The organism is Streptomyces sp. NBC_00539 (genome assembly GCF_036346105.1).
Lineage (GTDB): Bacteria > Actinomycetota > Actinomycetes > Streptomycetales > Streptomycetaceae > Streptomyces.
The window spans coordinates 2,922,641-2,939,915 of the sequence record NZ_CP107811.1 but is presented as its reverse complement, the minus strand read 5'-3'; the positions used below and the strand labels follow the sequence as shown (position 1 = coordinate 2,939,915).

18 protein-coding genes are annotated in these 17,275 nt (G+C 72.8%); 15 read left to right on the top strand and 3 right to left on the bottom strand.

What is annotated here, in order from left to right:
- Positions 1-23: 23 nt before the first annotated feature.
- From glmS to OG861_RS12835, 7 genes are all read left to right on the top strand, one after another.
- Positions 24-1,874 carry a glutamine--fructose-6-phosphate transaminase (isomerizing) gene (gene glmS / locus OG861_RS12865; protein WP_329197528.1) on the top strand — a complete coding sequence of 617 codons (1,851 nt, stop codon included), beginning with the start codon at positions 24-26 and terminating at the stop codon, positions 1,872-1,874.
- 12 nt (positions 1,875-1,886) lie between these two features.
- Complete coding sequence (locus OG861_RS12860) at positions 1,887-2,255, top strand: holo-ACP synthase (protein ID WP_329197530.1); 369 nt, start codon at positions 1,887-1,889, stop codon at positions 2,253-2,255.
- A 120-nt stretch (positions 2,256-2,375) separates the two neighbouring features.
- Complete coding sequence (locus tag OG861_RS12855; RefSeq protein ID WP_329197532.1) at positions 2,376-3,767, top strand: NAD(P)H-hydrate dehydratase; 1,392 nt, start codon at positions 2,376-2,378, stop codon at positions 3,765-3,767.
- Between the two features lie 84 nt (positions 3,768-3,851).
- Entirely contained in the window at positions 3,852-4,988 is a 1,137-nt protein-coding gene (gene alr, locus OG861_RS12850; RefSeq protein ID WP_329197533.1) for an alanine racemase, read from the top strand.
- Positions 4,989-6,272: an alpha/beta fold hydrolase gene (locus OG861_RS12845; protein WP_329197535.1), complete on the top strand. Its 1,284-nt coding sequence runs from the start codon at positions 4,989-4,991 to the stop codon at positions 6,270-6,272.
- On the top strand, positions 6,229-6,813 hold the full coding sequence (tsaE, locus tag OG861_RS12840; protein WP_443056580.1) for a tRNA (adenosine(37)-N6)-threonylcarbamoyltransferase complex ATPase subunit type 1 TsaE: 585 nt from the start codon (positions 6,229-6,231) through the stop codon (positions 6,811-6,813). Before OG861_RS12845 ends, tsaE begins: the two co-directional genes overlap by 44 nt.
- Before the next feature lie 138 nt (positions 6,814-6,951).
- Positions 6,952-7,191, top strand: coding sequence for a hypothetical protein (locus OG861_RS12835; RefSeq protein WP_329197537.1), 240 nt, complete (start codon positions 6,952-6,954; stop codon positions 7,189-7,191).
- 47 nt (positions 7,192-7,238) lie between these two features.
- Here OG861_RS12835 and OG861_RS12830 read toward each other — a convergent pair whose 3' ends face one another.
- Positions 7,239-7,790 (bottom strand): hypothetical protein, encoded by a 552-nt coding sequence (locus tag OG861_RS12830; RefSeq protein WP_329197538.1) that lies wholly within the window; start codon positions 7,788-7,790, stop codon positions 7,239-7,241.
- 190 nt (positions 7,791-7,980) lie between these two features.
- Here OG861_RS12830 and tsaB point away from each other — a divergent pair, with 190 nt between their 5' ends.
- The 5 genes from tsaB to OG861_RS12805 are packed head-to-tail and all read left to right on the top strand — an operon-like array spanning position 7,981 to position 11,244.
- Complete coding sequence (gene tsaB / locus OG861_RS12825; protein ID WP_329197540.1) at positions 7,981-8,643, top strand: tRNA (adenosine(37)-N6)-threonylcarbamoyltransferase complex dimerization subunit type 1 TsaB; 663 nt, start codon at positions 7,981-7,983, stop codon at positions 8,641-8,643.
- Positions 8,644-8,660: 17 nt separating this feature from the next.
- Positions 8,661-9,185 (top strand): GNAT family N-acetyltransferase, encoded by a 525-nt coding sequence (locus tag OG861_RS12820; protein WP_329202381.1) that lies wholly within the window; start codon positions 8,661-8,663, stop codon positions 9,183-9,185.
- Positions 9,178-10,311, top strand: coding sequence for a tRNA (adenosine(37)-N6)-threonylcarbamoyltransferase complex transferase subunit TsaD (tsaD, locus tag OG861_RS12815; RefSeq protein WP_329197542.1), 1,134 nt, complete (start codon positions 9,178-9,180; stop codon positions 10,309-10,311). The genes OG861_RS12820 and tsaD overlap by 8 nt, the downstream gene beginning before the upstream one ends.
- Positions 10,308-10,580, top strand: coding sequence for a hypothetical protein (locus OG861_RS12810; RefSeq protein ID WP_329197544.1), 273 nt, complete (start codon positions 10,308-10,310; stop codon positions 10,578-10,580). The genes tsaD and OG861_RS12810 overlap by 4 nt, the downstream gene beginning before the upstream one ends.
- 46 nt (positions 10,581-10,626) lie before the next feature.
- Positions 10,627-11,244, top strand: coding sequence for a hypothetical protein (locus OG861_RS12805; protein WP_329197546.1), 618 nt, complete (start codon positions 10,627-10,629; stop codon positions 11,242-11,244).
- Between the two features lie 68 nt (positions 11,245-11,312).
- Here OG861_RS12805 and OG861_RS12800 read toward each other — a convergent pair whose 3' ends face one another.
- Complete coding sequence (locus tag OG861_RS12800; RefSeq protein WP_443056583.1) at positions 11,313-12,500, bottom strand: class I SAM-dependent methyltransferase; 1,188 nt, start codon at positions 12,498-12,500, stop codon at positions 11,313-11,315.
- A gap of 91 nt (positions 12,501-12,591) precedes the next feature.
- Between OG861_RS12800 and OG861_RS12795 the strand changes: the two genes are divergently transcribed.
- The 3 genes from OG861_RS12795 to OG861_RS12785 all read left to right on the top strand — a co-directional run bounded on the left by OG861_RS12795 (position 12,592) and on the right by OG861_RS12785 (position 15,269).
- Positions 12,592-13,536: a polysaccharide deacetylase family protein gene (locus OG861_RS12795; protein WP_443056584.1), complete on the top strand. Its 945-nt coding sequence runs from the start codon at positions 12,592-12,594 to the stop codon at positions 13,534-13,536.
- A gap of 77 nt (positions 13,537-13,613) precedes the next feature.
- Positions 13,614-14,420, top strand: coding sequence for a polysaccharide deacetylase family protein (locus OG861_RS12790; protein WP_443056585.1), 807 nt, complete (start codon positions 13,614-13,616; stop codon positions 14,418-14,420).
- 474 nt (positions 14,421-14,894) lie between these two features.
- On the top strand, positions 14,895-15,269 hold the full coding sequence (locus tag OG861_RS12785) for a VOC family protein (RefSeq protein WP_330261708.1): 375 nt from the start codon (positions 14,895-14,897) through the stop codon (positions 15,267-15,269).
- 439 nt (positions 15,270-15,708) lie between these two features.
- Here the strand turns inward: OG861_RS12785 and OG861_RS12780 are convergent, their stop codons facing one another.
- Entirely contained in the window at positions 15,709-17,106 is a 1,398-nt protein-coding gene (locus OG861_RS12780) for an FtsW/RodA/SpoVE family cell cycle protein (RefSeq protein ID WP_329197555.1), read from the bottom strand.
- Positions 17,107-17,275: the final 169 nt, after the last annotated feature.

Genomic DNA, 17,275 nt, shown 5'->3' with positions numbered 1-17,275 from the left:
GGCACCGGCGTACCCTGCCGCCTATGTGCGGAATTGTGGGTTACGTGGGAGCGCAGTCGGCGCTCGATGTGGTCATCGCCGGACTCAAGCGGCTGGAGTACCGCGGCTACGACTCGGCCGGTGTCGCCGTGCTCGCGGACGGCGGACTGGACGCCGTCAAGAAGGCGGGCAAGCTGGTCAACCTGGAGAAGGAACTGGTCGGGCATCCCCTGCCGGCCGGGTCCACGGGCCTGGGGCACACCCGGTGGGCGACCCACGGCGGGCCCACCGACGTCAACGCCCACCCGCACCTCGACAACTCGGGGCGCGTGGCGGTCGTGCACAACGGGATCATCGAGAACTTCGCCGAGCTGCGCGCCGAACTCGCCGAGCGCGGCCACAAGCTGGAGTCCGAGACGGACACCGAGGTCGTGGCGCACCTGCTCGCCGAGCAGTTCGAGGCCGTGTCCGGGGACCTGGCGGAGGCCATGCGGCGGGTCTGCCGTCGGCTGGAGGGCGCGTTCACGCTGGTCGCGGTGCACGCCGACGCGCCGGAGGTGGTGGTGGGGGCGCGCCGGAACTCCCCCCTGGTGGTGGGCGTGGGAGAGGGAGAGAACTTCCTCGCCTCGGACGTGGCCGCGTTCATCGCCCACACCCGGTCCGCGATCGAGCTGGGGCAGGACCAGGTCGTCGAGCTCCGCCGCGAGGGGGTGACGGTGACCAACTTCGACGGTTCGGCCGCGACGGTGCGGGCGTACCACGTGGACTGGGACGCCTCGGCGGCCGAGAAGGGGGGATATGACTACTTCATGCTCAAGGAGATCGCCGAGCAGCCGAAGGCCGTCGCCGACACCCTCCTGGGCAGGATCGACGCGAGCGGCCTGCTGACCCTGGACGAGGTGCGCATCCCCGCCTCGGTGCTCCGCGAGGTCGACAAGGTGGTGATCGTGGCGTGCGGCACGGCGTACCACGCGGGCATGATCGCGAAGCTGGCCATCGAGCACTGGACCCGCATCCCGTGCGAGACGGAACTGGCCAGCGAGTTCCGCTACCGCGATCCGATCCTGGACCAGCGGACGCTGGTGATCGCGATCTCGCAGTCGGGCGAGACCATGGACACCCTCATGGCGCTGCGGCACGCGCGTGAGCAGGGCGCCAAGGTGCTGGCCGTCTGCAATACGAACGGGTCGACGATCCCCCGCGAATCGGACGCCGTGCTGTACACGCACGCCGGTCCGGAGGTGGCCGTCGCCTCGACCAAGGCGTTCCTGACGCAGCTGGTGGCCTGCTACCTGGTCGCGCTGTACCTCGGGCAGGTGCGGGGTACGAAGTGGGGCGACGAGATCCGCGCGGTGATCCGGGAGCTGTCGGACATCGCCGCGGCCGTGGACACGGTGCTGGAGACGATGGAGCCGGTACGGGCGCTGGCGCGCTCGCTCGCCGACAAGAACACCGTGCTGTTCCTCGGACGCCACGTCGGGTACCCGGTGGCGCTGGAGGGTGCGCTCAAGCTCAAGGAGCTGGCGTACATGCACGCGGAGGGGTTCGCGGCGGGCGAGCTCAAGCACGGGCCGATCGCGCTGATCGAGGAGGACCTGCCGGTGGTGGTCGTGGTGCCGTCGCCGCGCGGGCGTTCGGTGCTGCACGACAAGATCGTGTCGAACATCCAGGAGATCCGGGCCCGCGGGGCTCGTACGATCGTGATCGCGGAGGAGGGGGACGAGGCGGTGGTGCCGTACGCGGACCACCTCATCCGCATCCCGGCGACGCCCACGCTGCTCCAGCCGCTGGTGGCGGCGGTGCCGTTGCAGGTGTTCGCGTGCGAGCTGGCGACCGCGCGGGGGAACGAGGTGGACCAGCCGCGTAACCTCGCCAAATCCGTCACGGTCGAATAGGGGCATGGTGTTGTGATTATCGGTGTGGGCATTGACGTTGCCGAGATCGAGCGGTTCGGCGCCGCCCTGGAGCGGACGCCGCACCTCGCGCAACGGCTCTTCGTCGACGCCGAGTTGACCCTGCCGAGCGGCGAGCGGCGCGGGATCGCCTCGCTCGCCGCCCGGTTCGCGGCCAAGGAGGCACTCGCCAAGGCGCTCGGCGCCCCCGGCGGGATGCTGTGGACCGACGCCGAGGTGTACGTCGAGGGGACCGGGCAGCCGCGCGTGCGGGTGTCCGGGACGGTGGAGGCACGGGCGTCGGCGCTCGGCGTGAAGTCGTGGCACATCTCCCTGAGCCACGACGCGGGGGTCGCCTCCGCCGTGGTCATCGCCGAGGGATAGGAACCGCCGAGGGATAGGAACCGCCGGGGGAGGGCCGGAGGGGGACGGACCGCCGGGCAGCGACCGGCAGCCGGGGACCGCCCCCGTCGTCCCGGCGGCCTTTTCGGGCAGGGTGGTGGCATGCGTACTGCTTACAGCGTGGAGACCGTACGGGCCGCCGAGCGCGAGCTGATGGCGCGGCTGCCGGAGGGCACCTTGATGCGGCGGGCGGCGGCCGGGCTGGCCGCCGTGTGCGCCGGGCTGCTGGGGAGGGTGTACGGCGCGCGGATCGTGCTGCTGGTCGGCCCCGGGGACAACGGCGGCGACGCCCTGTACGCGGGCGCGCGGCTGGCCCGGCGCGGCGCCGGGGTGACGGCCGTGCCGATGGACCCCGGGCGGATGCACCGGGGCGGCCTGGCCGCCCTGCTGGGCGCGGGCGGCCGGGTGGAGCCGGCGGTGCCCGGGCGGGCGGACCTGGTGGTGGACGGACTGCTCGGCATCGGCGGCCGCGGCGGCCTGCGGGCCGCGGCCGCCGCGCTGGTGGAGCGGATCCCGCCGGGCGCGGTGGTGGTCGCCGCGGACCTGCCGAGCGGGGTGGACGCGGATACGGGCGAGGTGGCCGGGGCAGCGGTCCGGGCCGACGTCACGGTGACCTTCGGGGCCTACAAGCCGGGGCTGCTGATCGACCCGGGAGCCTCGCGGGCCGGTGCGGTACGGCTGGTGGACATCGGGCTCACCCTCCCGGCGCCGGACGCGGAGGCGCTGCAACACGCCGAGGTGGCGCAGCTGCTGCCGGAGCCGGGCGCGGCCAGCGACAAGTACCGCCGGGGCGTGGTCGGCATCGTCGCCGGGTCGGCCCGGTACCCGGGGGCCGCGGTGCTGGCCGTCGCGGGGGCGCTGCGCGGCGGCGCCGGAGCGGTGCGGTACGTGGGTCCGGCGGCGGTCGGGGAGGCGGTGCTGGCCAGGTACCCGGAGACGCTGATCGGGCGGGGCCGGGTGCAGGCCTGGGTGATCGGACCCGGGCTCGGGGACGAGCGGGGCGCGGAGGTCCTCGAGGACCCGGTGCCGGTGCTGGTCGACGCCGACGGGCTGCGCGGGCTGGACCCGGGGGCGCTGCGGGCCCGGACGGCGCCGACGGTGCTGACCCCGCACGCGGGCGAGGCCGCGGCGCTGCTGGGCGTGCGGCGCGAGGAGGTCGAGGCGGGCCGGCTGGCCTCCGTACGGGCACTGGCGCAGCGGTACGGGGCGACGGTGCTGCTGAAAGGCTCGACCACCCTGGTCTGCGACGGCGCGGCCCCCGTCCGGGTCAACCCGACCGGGACCCCGTGGCTGGCCACGGCCGGCAGCGGCGACGTGCTCTCGGGCCTGACGGGCTCCCTGCTGGCGGCGGGCCTGTCCGGCCCGGACGCCGCTTCCGTGGCGGCGTACCTCCACGGCCTGGCGGCCCGACGCGCGGCATCGGGGGCCCCGCTCCTCGCCCACGAGGTGGCCGAAGCCCTCCCGGCCGCCTGGCGCGACGTCCGCACGCCCTGACCCGCACCCAGGCCCCGGGCCGCCCGCTGCGCCCCGACCCGCACGGCGCGGGGCGCGGCGGGGGGTTCTGAGAGACTGTGCTCGATGAACGAGACACCGACGCGCGCGTACGCCGAGATCGACCTAGCCGCCGTGCGGAGCAACGTGCGCGCCTTGCGCGCGCGGGCGCCCCGGGCCGAGCTCATGGCCGTCGTCAAGTCGGACGCCTACGGGCACGGGGCCGTCCCCTGCGCCCGCGCCGCCCTCGACGCCGGGGCGACCTGGCTGGGCACCGCCACCCCCGGGGAAGCGCTCGCACTGCGCGCCGCCGGGATCCGGTCCAGGATCATGTGCTGGCTGTGGACGCCCGGCGGCCCCTGGCGGGAGGCCATCGAGGCCGATCTGGACGTGTCCGTCAGCGGGATGTGGGCCCTGGACGAGGTACGGGCCGCCGCCCGCGAGGCCGGTCGGGTCGCACGCGTGCAGCTCAAGGCCGACACCGGCCTCGGCCGGGCCGGCTGCCAGCCCGCGGACTGGGCGGAACTGGTGGGCGCCGCCGTCGCCGCGCAGGCCGAGGGGACCGTCCTCGTCACCGGCGTCTGGTCGCACTTCGCCTGCGCCGACGAGCCCGGCCACCCCTCCATCGCCCTCCAGCTCACGGCCTTCCGCGAGATGCTCGCCCACGCCGAGAAGGAGGGCATCGAGCCCGAGGTCCGGCACATCGCCAACTCGCCCGCCACGCTCACCCTCCCCGAGAGCCACTTCGACCTCGTCCGCTGCGGCATCGCCGTCTACGGCGTATCGCCCGCGCCCGAGTTGGGCACGCCCGAACAGCTCGGCCTGCGCCCCGCGATGACCCTCAAGGCCTCCGTCGCGCTGGTCAAGACGGTGCCCGCCGGTCACGGAGTCAGCTACGGCCACCACTACGTGACGGAACGTGAGACGCGGCTGGCCCTCATCCCCGTGGGGTACGCGGACGGCATCCCGCGCCACGCCTCCGGGAGCGGCCCGGTCCTCGTCGGCGGCGCGGTCCGCCGGGTCGCCGGGCGGGTGGCCATGGACCAGTTCGTGGTCGACATCGAGGACGCCGACGTCGGCGCCGGGGATCCGGCAGTCCTCTTCGGGCCCGGTGACCTGGGAGAACCGACCGCCGAGGACTGGGCCGGGGCAGCGGGCACCATCGCGTATGAGATCGTCACCCGTATCGGGGGCAGAGTGCCCAGGGTGTACCGCAACGGCTGAATGCGGCTGCGTACGACCGAAGTACGGCTGAGTGAGGACGGCGACCGCGTGAGCGAGAACTGGCGCAAGGCCGGCTGGGCCGGCGCGGCCATCGGTGTCATAGCCGCCGGCGCGGCCGCCGGTGTCGCGGTCGAACGGATCACCGTGGGGCGCGGCATCCGCAGGAAGGCGCGGCTCGCACTCGACGCCGCCGGGGACTACGGCTCCCTGCGCGGGGCGGAGGGCGTCTGCCTCGCCGAGGACGGCACCGAGCTGTACTACGAGGTCGACGAGCTGCCCGAGGAGCCGGGCCGGCGCGGACGGCTGCGCCGCAAGAAGCCGCCCGCCGCGACCGTCGTCTTCTGCCACGGCTACTGCCTCGGCCAGGACTCCTGGCACTTCCAGCGCGCCGCCCTGCGCGGAACCGTCCGCGCCGTCTACTGGGACCAGCGCAGCCACGGACGCAGCATGCGCGGCCTCTCCCAGGCGGACGGCGAACCGGTGACCATCGAGTTGCTCGGACGCGACCTCAAGGCGGTGATCGACGCCACCACCCCCGAGGGCCCGCTGGTGCTGGTCGGCCACTCCATGGGCGGCATGACCATCATGGCCCTGGCCGAGCAGTTCCCGGAGCTGGTGCGCGAACGCGTGCTGGGCGTGGCCCTGGTCGGCACCTCCAGCGGCCGGCTGGACGAGGTCACGTACGGGCTCCCGGCCCTCGGCATGGGCGCCGTACGCCGTCTCCTCCCCGGGGTGCTCAGGGTGCTCGGGTCACAGGTGGAGCTGGTGGAACGGGGCCGCCGGGCCACCGCCGACCTCTTCGCGGGCATGATCAAGCAGTACTCGTTCGGCTCCAGGGAGGTCGACCCGGGCGTCGCCCGCTTCGCCGAACGGCTGATCGAGGCGACACCGATCGACGTGGTCGCCGAGTTCTACCCGGCCTTCCAGGTCCACGACAAGTCCATCGCCCTCCAGCGGTTCACGGACATCCCGGTCACCGTCATAGCCGGGGACCACGACATGATCACCCCGCCCGAACACAGCGCCGCCATCAAGGACGTGCTGCCGGCCGCGGAACTGGTCGTCCTGGAGGACACCGGGCACCTCATGATGCTGGAGCGCCCGGACGAGGTGACCGCACTGCTGACCGGGCTGCTGGCGCGCACCGGCGCCGTACCGCAGGCGCTGTCCGCGGACGGGCCCGGGGACGCGTCCGGCGCCGTATCCGCCGGGGGCTCCGGAGCGACTAACGTTGGCGCGCATGGAAGAAGTACCGCGAGAAGCGCCGCGCAGCCCGGCTCCTGAGGCCTTCGCGTCCGTGACGGCCGAAGGCGCCGTCACCGAGACCCTGATCACCGTCGACTCGCCCGACTCCATGAGCGAGCTGGGCCGTCGGCTCGCCGGCCTGCTGCGGCCCGGCGACCTCGTCCTGCTGACGGGCGAGCTCGGCGCAGGCAAGACCACCCTGACGCGCGGCCTCGGCGAGGGCCTCGGCGTGCGCGGGGCCGTCACCTCCCCGACCTTCGTGATCGCCCGCGTGCACCCGCCGCTGGGCGACGGGCCGGCCCTGGTGCACGTGGACGCGTACCGGCTCGGCGGCGGGCTGGAGGAGATGGAGGACCTGGACCTCGACGTCTCGCTGCCCGAGTCCGTGGTCGTCGTCGAATGGGGCGACGGCAAGGTCGAGGAGCTCTCCGACGACCGGCTCCACGTGGTGATCGCGCGCGCGGTCGGCCACGAGGAGGTCCTGGACGACGTACGGGAGGTCTCGGTGCGCGGGATCGGTGCGCGCTGGGCCGGTGCGGCGGACGGCCTGGCCGCGCTGGCGGAGCGCGCCGCCCGGTAGCGGGGTGGCGCCGGGCCGATCGTTCCGACACCGCGTCGGGAAAACGTTGCGCGAGGGCGGATGGTCGTGGTGACATGGTACCGAGCGCTGGTTAGGTGTACCTAAGTACGGCGCCCCGGGCCGGTCCAGGAGGCAGCCATGTCGGCAGCAGGAGCAGCACGCGCAGCAACGGGAGCAGGGCGGGCGCCCGGCACGGCCGTGTCCGTGGGGGCGCTGCTCGCCTCCTGCGCGGCCGCCGACGCCGTGTCCAGGCCGCCCGCGCGCATCCCCGTACGGCCGCTGCCCCAGGACGGGGCCGCCGGGGGCCGTGGAGCCGGGGCCGACGCAGCCGGGGCCCACGACGCGGAACAGGCCGCTCCGGCGTCCGAAGCGGCCTGAGGTTACCGACGGGCACCCCCGTACGGGTGAAACATGAAGGGTGCCCGTCAGGGAACGACGACCACCTTCGTGTTGATCGTCGCGAAGGCCCACATCGCGTCGCCGTCGGCCCGCGACATGCGGATGCCGCCCGTCTTCTTCGACTGGTCCGGCTCCGGCACCGTTCCGTCGACCCGCGCGCTGAAACCGATCGCGATGCCGTCGGTGGTGGCGAACCGCACGACGTGCTCGATCGGCACCCCGTCCGAGCCGGTGACCGTGCCCGAGCGCGAGCCCACCGGGTAGCTGCCCGGTACCGGGTGGACCGTGCTCGGCATGACCGCGAAGGACTTCGGCGCCTGGCCGTCCTCGCCGACCAGCCAGACGCGCTTTTGGGACACCGAGTAGACGACCCGCATCCCGGTCCCGGAGTCGGCCGGTACCGCGGCGGGCTTCGACGGGTCCTGCCGGGCGGGGCCCGGGGCCGGCGCGGGGGCCTGCGGGGCCGCCTTCGCGGGGCGGGCGGGCGCCGTGGCCGAGGCCTGGTAGCCGAGGAAACCGACGACGGCCAGCGCCGCGACGGTGAGCCCGGCCACGATTCCCGAGCTGCTGCGTGCCACCTTGCTCCGCCTTCCCGCGGTCTCCCCGCGTGTACGTCCTCGTCGGGCCTGCGTCATGGGTTCCCGGTCCCGACGGGCACTGGAATGCCCGGTCGAACACCGCACTGACTGCCTCGGTCGAAAGGTAGCAGCCGGGGTGGCCCGCGACCGGCCGCAAGGGCCGGGGCCCCGGGAGTCGTAGGCTGTTCGCGTGCTCTTGCTCGCTGTAGATACCGCCACGCCCGCCGTCACCGTCGCCCTGCACGACGGCGAGTCCGTCCTCGCCGAGTCCAACCAGGTCGACGCCCGCCGACACGGGGAGCTGCTGCTGCCCTCCGTCGACAAGGTCCTCGCCGAGGCCGGGGTGAAACTCGAAGCCGTCACCGGCATCGTCGTCGGCGTCGGCCCCGGCCCCTACACCGGACTGCGCGTCGGCCTCGTCACCGCGTCCACCTTCGCCGCCGTCCTCGGCGTCCCGGTGCACGGCCTGTGCACCCTGGACGGCCTGGCCCACGCGGCCGGCGCCGCCGGGATCGAGGGCCCCTTCACCGTCGCCACCGACGCGCGGCGCAAGGAGGTCTACTGGGCCCGGTACGAGGACCCGCGCACGCGCGTAGGCGACCCCGCCGTGGACCGCCCCGCCGACATCGCCGAGCAGGTCGCGGGGCTGCCCGCGGTCGGACAGGGCGCCCTGCTGTACCCGGACGTCTTCACCGACGCCCGCGGGCCCGAGCACCAGAGCGCCGCCGCCCTCGCGGCCCTGGCGGCGCAGCGGATCGCCGACGGCCTGGAGTTCCTGCCCCCGACACCGATGTACCTGCGCCGGCCCGACGCCCAGGTGCCCAAGAACTACAAGGTGGTCACCCCCAAGTGACCGCGGTACTGCGTGAGATGCGCTGGTGGGACATCGGGCCCGTGCTGGAACTGGAACACGAGCTGTTCCCCGAGGACGCCTGGTCCGCCGGAATGTTCTGGTCCGAACTCGCCCACGCGCGCGGCCCGCACGCCACCCGCCGCTACGTCGTCGCCGAGATCCCTCCCGACGGCGGCTCCGCCGCGGCGGACGGGGCCGCCGGCCGCATCGTCGGTTACGCCGGGCTGGCCGCCGCCGGGGACCTGGGTGACGTCCAGACCATCGCCGCGGCCCGCGACCAGTGGGGCACCGGCCTCGGCGCCCGGCTGCTCGACGACCTGCTGCGCGCCGCGACCGCCTTCGAGTGCGCCGAGGTGCTGCTGGAGGTGCGGGTGGACAACACCCGCGCCCAGAAGCTCTACGAGCGCTTCGGTTTCGAGCCGATCGGCTTCCGCCGGGGGTACTACCAGCCCGGCAACGTCGACGCGCTCGTGATGCGACTTTCCGATCCCGCACACTCCGTCCTCGCGGACGGACCCGTACAAGGTGAGACCCATGGCTGACGAACCCCTCGTCCTCGGCATCGAGACCTCCTGCGACGAGACCGGCGTCGGCGTCGTCCGCGGCACCACCCTGCTGGCCGACGCGATCGCCTCCAGCGTCGACGAGCACGCCCGCTTCGGCGGTGTCGTACCCGAGGTGGCCTCCCGCGCGCACCTGGAGGCCATGGTCCCGACCATCGACCGCGCCCTCAAGGAAGCCGGCGTCAGCGCCCGCGACCTCGACGGCATCGCCGTCACCGCGGGCCCGGGCCTGGCGGGGGCGCTGCTGGTGGGCGTCTCGGCGGCCAAGGCGTACGCGTACGCGCTGGGCAAGCCGCTGTACGGGGTCAACCACCTCGCCTCGCACATCTGCGTCGACCAGCTGGAGCACGGGCCGCTGCCCGAGCCCACCATGGCGCTCCTGGTGTCGGGCGGCCACTCCTCGCTGCTGCTCGCGCCGGACATCACCGCCGACGTACGGCCGCTCGGCGCGACCATCGACGACGCGGCCGGCGAGGCCTTCGACAAGATCGCCCGCGTGCTCCAGCTGGGCTTCCCCGGCGGTCCGGTCATCGACCGGCTCGCGCGGGAGGGCGACCCGAAGGCGATCAACTTCCCGCGCGGTCTGACCGGGCCGCGCGACGCGGCGTACGACTTCTCCTTCTCCGGCCTCAAGACGGCGGTGGCCCGCTGGATCGAGGCGAAGCGGAAGGCGGGCGAGGAGGTGCCGGTGCGCGACGTGGCGGCGTCCTTCCAGGAGGCCGTGGTGGACGTGCTGACCCGCAAGGCGATCCGCGCCTGCAAGGACGAGGGCGTCGACCACCTGATGATCGGCGGGGGTGTCGCGGCCAATTCCCGGCTGCGGGCGCTGGCCCAGGAGCGGTGCGACGACGCGGGGATCATCCTGCGCGTGCCGCGGCCCAAGCTGTGCACCGACAACGGAGCGATGGTGGCCGCGCTCGGTGCGGAGATGGTCAAGCGGAACCGTCCGGCCTCGGACTGGGACCTGTCGGCGGACTCCTCGCTGCCGGTGACGGACCCGCACGTCCCGGGCACGCGGGGCGGTGACGGGCACGGGCAAGGGCACGGGCACACGCATGACCACGACCACGTGCACGAGCTGAGCAAGGACAACCTCTACTCATGAGCACGGTCGTGCTGATGTGGGAGGCCCGGGCGGTGCCCGGCCGGGGCAACGAGCTGCTGGAATGGGCCCGCGCCCAGGTCCTGTCCCGGGAGCCGGTGCGCCGCGAGGTGCTGCGGGCCCCGCAGGACCGGGTGCTGGTGGTCACCTGGTGGGAGGCCGCGGAGGGCGTGGCGGCGGAGCTGCCCGAGCTGCCCGAGCCGGCCGCGGACCTGATCACCCGGGCCGTGCACCGCTGGCGGTTCGAGTCGGTGGAGGTCGCCGGCGGCTGAGCGCCGGTCGAGTGACTTTGTATCAGGTCCTCGTACGGTCATGTGCATGTCCCGTCGTGAGCTGCCTCCCCCGCCGCCGCCCGCGCACCTGCGGGAGTGGCTGGACGAGTCCGTCGTGCGCGCCGAGCGGGCGCGCTTCCTCCAGGAACTGGGCCGGCGCATCCTCGGCCCCGGCCGGCTGCTGACGCTCTGGGCGGTGGCCGCCGTCTTCGCGCTCGGCTGGAGCTTCATCGGCATGGCCCTGAGGGCGATCGAGAGCCACGACCCGCTCTCGTACTTCTTCGGGGCCGTCTTCGGCGCGCTCGGAGCGGGCGTGCTGGTCCCCGCCGGGATCTGGTTCGCCAAGGGCGCCGAACGGGACCGGCAGCTGCGCCGGCTGCTGTGCGCGTGGGCCGAATCCGACCGGGACCCCGCCGCGGCCGCCCTGGTGCGCGCCCCCTGGCGGAGCCTGACCTGGCTGCTCGCCTCGTTCGCCCTCGGCGCCGTCGGGCTGTGGGTGACGTTCGGGACGGCGCTGGAGGCCCGGCCGGGCGAGGTGACGTACGGCGAGGTCACGTATCTGATGGGGCTCGGCCTGATCCTGTGGGTCACCGCGCTCCTCGGCCTCGGCAAGGCAGGCGCGCACCACCGCTGGGCCGTGCGCGCCTTCGGTGAAAGGGCGTAGGAGCTCGGCGCGGACGCCGGCGGCGCAACCGGCCACGGGCGGTCCGGATCCCCGGGCGACCGGGCCGTTCACCGCCTTTCCACGGGCGCCCCGATCAGCATCGAGGGAGCGCCGTCGACGCGGGTCAGGATCACGGTCGCCGAGTGCGGCCCCTGGGGTTTGACCTTCTTGCGAAGCTCCTCGGGCTCGATCGCCGAACCGCGCTTCTTCACCGTCAGGACGCCGACGCCGCGCTCGCGCAGCAGGGCCTTGAGCTTCTTCAAGCCGAAGGGCAGCACGTCGGTGATCTCGTACGCGGTCGCGTACGGGGTGGCGCGCAGCTCGTCCGCGGTGATGTAGGCGATGGTGGGGTCGATCAGCCGTCCGCCCAGCTGCTCGGCGACCTCCGCGACCAGGTGGGCGCGGATCACGGCGCCGTCGGGCTCGTACAGGTACCGGCCCACCGGCCCCGCCTCGGGGTCGGGCAGCGGATCGGCGGTGCGCAGCGCGCGCGGCCCCGGGAGCAGGGTGGCCCGTACGCTGCCGGGCTCCGTCCCGAACCACAGCACGGCCTCCTTCACGTCCCCCTGGTCGGAGATCCACTCGGCCTCGGCCTCCGCCGGGACGGCCTCGTGCGGGATCCCCGGCGCGATCTTGATGGCGGCGTACGGGGCGCTGCGCGCGGCCGCGACGGCCCAGGACAGCGGCGGGGAGTAGCTCTCGGGGTCGAAGATCCGGCCCCTGCCGCCGCGCCGGGCCGGGTCGATGAAAACGGCGTCGTAGCCGGCGGTGTCGACGGTGGTCACGTCCGCCTCCCTGACCTCGATCAGGTCCGCGAGCCCCAGCGCTTCGGCATTGGCCCGGGCGACGGCGACCGTCAGCGGGTCGTGGTCCACCGCCAGCACCCGGATGCCCAGGCGGGCCAGGGCCAGGGCGTCCCCGCCGATGCCGCAGCACAGGTCCGCGACGCTGCGTACGCCGAGGGCCGCGAGCCGGCCGGCGCGGTAGGACGCGACGGAGGCGCGCGTGGCCATCTCGCCGCCGCCGGGGGTGAAGTACATCCGGAAGGCGTCCTCGGCCCCGAACTTCACGGACGCCCGCTGCCGCAGCCGGGCCTGCCCGAGCGCGGCGGAGACCAGGGCGGCGGGGTGCTCGCGGCGCAGCCGGGTGGCCACGGCCAGCTCCTGGGCGGGGTCGTAGTCGTGGAGCGAGTCGAGGAGGGCGCGCCCCTCGGGGGTGAGCAGGGCGGCGAAGTCTTCGGGGGTCACGGGGACCATTGTCGGCCAGTGTGGGCCAGTCGATGGAAGGTCGAGCTCCGCTCGCGGTGTCTTCCGGGGCCCGGGGGAGTGTCCTGGGAGTATCCGCGCTATGCAGCCTGTACGACAAAAGGGAAATAAGACGCAACAAGGTCATCGGCCCGCGGCGCGTCCGCTCGGCCGGTACGGGGTGGCCCTCGCCGCGCTGCTGGTCGCCGCGCTGGGCACCGCTTGCGGCTCCTCGAACCCGCCGGCCACCAAGCCCAAGGGCGGCTCGGGCGCCGAGGGCGCCGGCGCGGCGGGCGCGCTCGCGAACCCCGCCGAGCAGCAGAAGGCCGCCCAGCAGGCCCGGATCGCCGCCGCGAAGAAGTGGAAACTGGCCAAGCCGCCGCTGACCGCCCCGCCCGCGCCCAAGACCAAGCCGGAGATCACCACCCGCGACGGCTTCGAGGTCGAGGGCCAGGAGAACCTCCCGCCCGTCTTCACCACGGTCCCCACCGAGGACAAGGTCGTCTTCCTGACGATCGACGACGGCGCGGAGAAGGACCCCGAGTTCCTCACGATGATGGAGGAGCTCCACCTCCCCTACACGGCGTTCCTCAGCGACTACCTGGTCCGGGACAACTACCCGTACTTCAAGAAGATGCAGGCCGCGGGCGTCACCCTGAACAACCACACGCTCAACCACCGCTACCTGCCGGCCCTCGACTACGAACAGCAGCGCGAGGAGATCTGCGGCCAGCAGGACACCATCCAGAAGCAGTTCGGCAAGCGGCCGTCACTCTTCCGGCCGCCGTACGGCAACTACAACCAGGACACCCTGCGCGCGGCGAAGTCCTGCGGCATCAAGGCCGTCCCGCTGTGGAACGCCGAGGCGTTCCCCAACCGGATGGACTGGCGGGAATGGGACCGGGACCTCCACCCTGGTGACATCATCCTCACGCACTTCCGGGGCCGGGAAGACTGGAAGGGCACCATGCCTGACATGATCCGTCATGTCATGAAGACCGTCACGGACAAGGGATACGCCGTGGCCCGCCTGGAGGACTACTTGTGAAGTACGCGCGCCGGTTGGTAGCCGGGACGCTCGCAGCCGGCGCGCTCGCGCTTTCCCTCTCGGGGTGCGGGAACAGCGTGGACCCCATCGAACGACTGGGGCGCAAGACCAAGCAGGAGACGGGGAAGCCCTCGGCCTCCCCGTCCGCATCCTCCGCCGCCTCCCCTTCTCCGGCGCCGGTGGCACCGGTGGACGACGCGTACCGCAAGTGGGGGCTGAACGCCCCGGTCCAGTACGCGCCGAAGCCCTCCCAGAAGCCGCAGATCCCCCAGGCCGCGCCGGGCAAGCCGGCCGTCATAGACCGAATACCCGTCGCGCCGACCGACAAGGTCGTCTTCCTGACCTTCGACGACGGCGCGGAGAAGAACCCGCAGTTCCTCAAGATGGCGGCCGACCTCAAGCTGCCGATCAGCATGTTCCTGACGGACAACGTGGCCTCGTCCGACTACGGCCACTTCCAGACGCTGCGCGACAACGGCAGCGGCAGCACGATAAACAACCACACGCTGACCCACCCCAACCTGCGCACGCTGGGCTTCGCGGCGCAGAAGAAGGAGATATGCGGTCAGCAGGAACGCCTGGAAAAGCGCTTCGGCACCAAACCGACCCGCTTCCGGCCGCCGTTCGGCAACTACAACGACGACACCCTCAAGGCCGCCTCCGAGTGCGGCATCTCCCAGGTCATCCTGTGGCGCGTGTCGATGCAGATCACCGGCTTCCAGTACGCCGAAGGCTCCGCGCTGCGCCCGGGCGACATCATCCTCGCCCACTTCCGCGGCCCGTCGGAACTCAAGGGCGAGACGGAAACCCAGATGACCGCCAACATGCTCAAGCGCATCCAGGAGCAGGGCTTCAAGATCGCCCGCTTGGAGGACTACCTGTAGGGGGGCGGGGTTTCGGGGCTCTCGGGGGCTCTTGGGGGCGGGGTGTCGGCCGGGGTGCTCGGCCCGCCGGGCCGGGTTGCGGGGGCGGGGTGTTCACCGGACGGCCTCAGAGAGGGCATGGGGGTTTCCCGTCAGTCCGATCGTCTCTCCGCGTCGGCCCGGTCCCTCAAGGGCGCTCGCTGCGCTCGCGTCGCTTCGCGATGGCCTTCGGCCACCCTTGACCGACCGGCCCGCCACGGATCAACGAAGACTGCCGGGAACCCCCCAAAAGAACGATCACCGGGCAGAGACCCGGAGGAGCGGCCCCGTCAGCGATCCGCGGCGGGGTCCGCGCGCACCAGATCGCTACGCGCTCCTCCCGTCCCGGCGTCTCCAGACCGTCTTGGGCCGGTCATGGACCCCTCCACTCCGGAGGGACCGCATCGGTGGCAAAGTCCGTGGACATCGGTGACGCGCGTGATCGATAGTGCGTCAATGTCTTCTCTCATACGACACCTCACCATCGACTGCTCCGACGCCTACCGCCTGGCGCAGTTCTGGGCCGCCGTCCTCGACGGCTCGCTCGCTGACGACGACTTCCCCGGCGACCCCGAGGCATTGGTCAAGGCGCCGGGCACGACTCTGCTCTTCGTGACAGTGGCCGATGCCAAGACGGTGAAGAATCGGGTGCACGTGGACCTGCAACCGCAGGACCGGTCGCGGGACGAAGAGGTGGACCGCATCCTCGCGTTGGGTGCCACCCTGATGGGCGACCACCGCAGGCCCGACGGAACCGGATGGGTGACTCTCGCCGACCCGGAAGGCAACGAGTTCTGCGTGGAACGCAGCCTCGCCGAACGCGCCGGCTGACTCGGCCCGCGATCGCAGTCCGGGGCCGGTGGACGAGGTCGTGGGCGGCTTATGTCCAGCCCCAGACGGCCTGCAGTCGCTGAGATGGGGGGAGCGCGTAGCGATCTGGCGCGGCATCTCGGGGTGGGGCCCCTGCAGCTGTGAGGGGGATGGGCAGAAAGCAGGCACCGGCCCGTTCCTCTGGGGGTTTCCCGTCAGTCTTCGTTGATCCGTGGCGGGCCGGTCGGTCAAGGGTGGCCGAAGGCCATCGCGAAGCGACGCGAGCGCAGCGAGCGCTCTTGAGGGACCGGGCCGACGCGGAGAGACGATCGGACTGACGGGAAACCCCCATGCCCTCTCTGAGGCCGTCCGGTGAACACCCCGCCCCCGCAACCCGCCCGGCGGGCCGAGCGCCCCGGCCGGTACCCCGGCCGGCACCCCCGCACCCCACACCCCGCCTCTACACCCCCACCCCCGCCGGGGTCAGCGTCGTTTCCGCCGGGTCGTGGGCGTCCGCCTCGCGTTGGCGTTCCGCGCTGTCGCTGATGCGGAGCAGCAGGGCGATCATGAGCCAGTTCGCCAGGAGGGACGAGCCGCCCTTCGCCAGGAAGGGCAGGGCCTTGCCCGTCAGGGGGATCAGGCCCGTGACGCCGCCCGCGACAACGAACACCTGGAGCGCCAGCGCCGCCGCCAGGCCCACCGCCAGGAGTTTGCCGAACGGGTCCCGCGCCGCAAGCGCCATCCGCAGGCCCCGCTGGACGAGCAGCCCGTAGAGCAGCAGGACCGCCATCACCCCCGCGAGGCCCAGTTCCTCGCCCACGGTGGTCAGGATGAAGTCGCTGCGCCCCGCGAACTTGATCAGCTCAGGGTGTCCCATGCCGAGTCCGGTGCCGGTGATGCCGCCCGTGCCGAAGCTGAACAGCGCCTGGGCCGACTGGTCGGAGGTGACGCCCGGCGGCCGGTCCGTCCAGTAGTAGGACAGCGGGTTGAGCCAGGCGGCCACGCGCGCCTTCACGTGCGGCTCGGTGGACCCCACCACGAAGGCGCCGCCCGCCGCCATGACGAGGCCGCAGACGATCCAGCTGGTGCGTTCCGTGGCGACGTACAGCATCACCACGAACACGCCGAAGAAGATGAGCGACGTACCGAGGTCCCGTTCGAAGACGAGCACGAGCAGCGACAGGACCCACACGGTGACGATAGGCCCGAGCTGCCGCATCGGCGGCAGCCGCATGCCCAGGAACTTGCGGCCCGTCAGGGCCAGCGAGTCCCGGTGGACGACCAGGTAGCCCGCGAAGAAGACCGCGATCATGATCTTCACGAACTCGCCGGGCTGGAGCGAGAACCCGAACAGGATGATCCAGCGCTTGGCCCCGTAGGTGTCCGCGCCGAAGAAGGCCGGCGCGATGAGCAGCACCAGCGCGACGGCCATGGTGATGTAGATGAAGCGCTGCAGGAGTCTGTGGTCGCGCAGCAGCGCCACCACCAGCAGGCAGGCGGCGACCCCGACCACGGTCCACATCAGCTGGCCGGGGGCGTTCGCGTCGGAACCGTAGCGCTCGATGTACCCCTGGTCGAGGCGGTTGATGAGGACGAGCCCGAGCCCGGTCAGCAGCATGGCGAGCGGGAAGACGAGCGGATCCGCATACGGCGCGAACCGGCGGATGCCCAGGTGTCCCACCAGCGACAGCAGCGTCAGGCTGATGGTGAATCCGGTGAGCTTCGGCGGCAGTGCGCCGTTCATCGCCAGACCGGCCGCGGCATGACCGAGAACGGCGATGCCGGTGACGAGGACGAGCAGCAATGCTTCGGTACGACGGCGGGCGCCGGCCACCGTCAGCGGCCTCAGTCCCCTCACGGGATGCCTTCGCCGTCGGTATTCGGGCGTTTTATCTTCATATCCACTACGACGAGGAAGCCCTGACGATGGTTCCTGGGGGCCGGTCCGGCGCCCTCCGGAGCCGTCCGGAGGGGGGTGATCCGCATTCCGTCGGGTGGTGTGTTGGCACTCCGCTTGACCGAGTGCT